This is a genomic window from Thermoflexibacter ruber (genome assembly GCF_900113045.1).
Classification (GTDB): Bacteria; Bacteroidota; Bacteroidia; order Cytophagales; family Thermoflexibacteraceae; genus Thermoflexibacter; species Thermoflexibacter ruber.
This window is the reverse complement of the sequence record NZ_FONY01000101.1, coordinates 1-3,133: the sequence shown is the minus strand read 5'-3', so window position 1 is coordinate 3,133 and position 3,133 is coordinate 1. Positions and strand designations below refer to the sequence as shown.

The 3,133-nt window shown below is 36.5% G+C and carries 2 protein-coding genes; both read right to left on the bottom strand.

Features of this window, described 5'->3' with window-relative positions; genetic code table 11:
• Positions 1-201: 201 nt before the first annotated feature.
• Complete coding sequence (locus tag BM141_RS22270) at positions 202-2,400, bottom strand: S8 family serine peptidase (RefSeq protein WP_091549636.1); 2,199 nt, start codon at positions 2,398-2,400, stop codon at positions 202-204.
• A 33-nt stretch (positions 2,401-2,433) separates the two neighbouring features.
• The gene (locus BM141_RS22265) at positions 2,434-3,021 is read right to left on the bottom strand and encodes a hypothetical protein (RefSeq protein ID WP_091549635.1); all 588 of its coding nucleotides are present in this window, start codon (positions 3,019-3,021) and stop codon (positions 2,434-2,436) included.
• Positions 3,022-3,133: the final 112 nt, after the last annotated feature.

Sequence of the window (3,133 nt, the reverse complement as noted above, 5' to 3'; positions counted from 1 at the left end):
ATAAGTATAAATACTGAGATTATTCCAAGAAAGTATGGTGCTTTTCTAAGAAAATAGAAGGTTTTATAACTATAAAGATAGTTTTATAAATATTTAGCTAAAACTTAACAATTTATTAATATTTGCAGAAAAATCCAATAGCCTATTCGCCCACAACATAAGGTATCTTATTTTGCTGAGGATACCCTATGTCTAATTCGTTTACTTCCCTACTAAAACCTGATGTTTCTCTATTTCCTTCCCATACAAGATGTGCAGGTAGTAAGTGCCTTCTTTCAGTCCTTTGACATCAAAAGAAAGCTTCTTTTCCTTGTTTTGGTTTTTGCCTTCTCTGACTACCTTGCCGTCTTGGTCTATGAGCTTTACCTCAAAATCTACCTCAGCGGCAATCGTCAAATTCTTGTTTTCTTCAGTAGGGACTGCGGTTATGGTCAGTACCTCAGAGGTGGGATTGGGGCTGTAAACGAAGCGAAAGCCTGAGTTGCTACACACATTGACGGTAAACATTCTCCAATCGCTCCAAAGCCCACAAATATTTCTTACCCTTACCCGCATATTGGCAATGCCACCTACACAGCCATTTGTGAGATACGCAGTAGCAGTAATGCCAGACTGAGAAACATAGACGCTACTTGATAGCGATTGCCATTCTACTTGGTCTATGTTTTGAGAATTAGGAGTAGAGGAAATGAAAGAACCGTTGTAGATAACAGCAAGGTTAAGACCTGATTGTGTAACTGTCATGCCTTGCCCAGAAACGGAAATAAGTGAAGAAGAAACAGAAGTAGGCAAGCAGTAATTTTGCGTATATAGCAAAGCCTGATGTGTGTCCAGTCTTCCATGTCCCATAAACTGATTCCATGTCCCATTAGGTTGTCCTGGAACATTAGACTGATAGACATTACCTCCCTTTTTCTCTGCTGTAAGTTCTATAATTCTTCTTACTTGACTTTGTGTTAGGTTTGGATTCAAAGATAAAATCAAAGCGGCTGTTCCTGCTACTAAAGGAGAAGCAAATGATGTTCCACTTTGAAAGTCATAATTACTGAATTGGTTATAACCTTGTAGAGTTAAATCAGTAGAGAACATTTGTTCTCCAGGAGCAACTATATCTATCCCTAACCCATAATTAGAAAAACTTGCTTTCTCATCGAATGGATTAGACGCTCCAACAGCTATCATATTAGGATTACTTGCAGGAAATGATATGCCGTTTCTATTTTGATTATGAGTTATTCCTACCATTACACATCCTTTCCCTCCTCTACCTTGAGTAATGGCTCTCTGTATAGCAGTTTCTATATTTTGAATATTAATGCCTATTCTAAAAGACATATTCATAACATCAACCCCACCTTGATGCCACGCCCAATCAATGCCAGCAACTAATGCAGAGCCAAAAGCAGTACTCATAGTATCTAAATTAGTAACAGCTGTTAATACCTTAATTGGAACAACTCTATTGTTATATGCTATCCCTGCGATACCCTCTTGATTATTAGCTCTTGCTGCTATAATTCCTGCTACAAAAGTTCCATGAGGTTCAGAACCTGCTGGTTCTGTATTATTTGTTCCATTAGTTGCATTGTACCCTAATAAAATATTTCCTAATAAGTCAGGATGATTACTTTGTATTCCATCATCTAAAACAGCAACTTTAATACTTGATGAACCTGTAGTGATGCACCAAGCTTGTTCTGCATCAATATCTGCATCTGTAATTCCACCAAATTGTTGTGTATTTCTAAGATACCATTGCTGGTTAAATGATACATCATTGGGGATGCATCCCTTATCTATAAATAATAAAAAATCAGGCTCAGACCATTCAAAAAGACCGCTTTCGTAAAACAAGTTTGCCATTTCTAAGGCATTTCCTTGTGAGTTTTTATTAACTGCCAAGATATATGTTTGCTTATCATATTTATATTGCTCAACAATTTGAGTACGAGTTTGCGTAACTAATCTTTGTAGTTGTGTAATATTTGTATTGGTTTTAAGCCTAACAATAAACTGCTCTGTTAATGCTCCTATCTCCTCACTCTTTTGGTTGAGTAGGATTGGGCTTATGGAAATTACCTCATCATTATTTTTATACTCCTTGATGAAATGCTGAATTTTCTCTTTTGAAGTGTTATTTTTTAAAACAATGATAGAAATGCCATTACCTGCTTCTCCAACTTGTTCTTTTTCATTGACTAAGCTATGAAGAATTTGATTTTTTACAGATACTGTTGCTTCCTTTCGGAATCTGACAACTATTTTATTTTCGGAAGTTTGGTAAAATTGTTTTTTACCTTGATAATAGCTAGAAAGGTCTTGTGCTATAGAATATTGAGCATTTAGCAAAAACAAAGCAATTACAGTCCCTAAAAATAGGGAAATAAGTAATTTTCTCATAAATTTTTGATTTTTAAGTTTAGCTAATGATTTTTAATAACTGATATTAAATTGAATTTGAGTACCCTCTTTTAATTTGGGTATAGTAAAGGAAAAGTTAACAGGTGTAAACGCCGCTCCTGCTCCTGCAAAAAGAAGCACTTCTGCTCGTAATCTACCCTCTTTACATTCTTTTCTTACTCTTAAATCCTTTAACCCATCACTACTGGTTGCTGTAAACCCAGCCACTACCAAACTATTTTTCTCAAAATCTACGGCAGGGATAGGTTCTCCCTGCTGAGTGACCAACTTACCGTATAGCTCATGTTCAGTAGAATTGATAATGATATAAAAAGGCTGATTGACACGAGGGTAGCTGTAAGGTTTAGAGGTATCTTTAGGGGTAAGTTCCCCTATGATTCCCATCGCAATATCTACTTTTTCCAAAGCGATAGGGGTGCTATCCTTTTCACAAGGAATTTCAGTCATGGGAGGTGGGGAGTCTTGCTTTACTGTATCTTTAATGATACCTACCTCCTCTTTGGGCTTCTCGGCAGGTGCTACTTCCTGCTCTCCTTTCCCACAAGCCCATGCTGCAAACAGGGCAGTGGCAAATAAAAAATATGCGATTAATCTTTTCATAAAAATTGAGGTTTTAAAATTTACTTATGCCTACTTGCTTTCAGGCGTTTCGGCGGTAGCCTTGGGTGAGCATTTGTTTTTATGAATTTTTCATACGATTAAAAATTTTAGG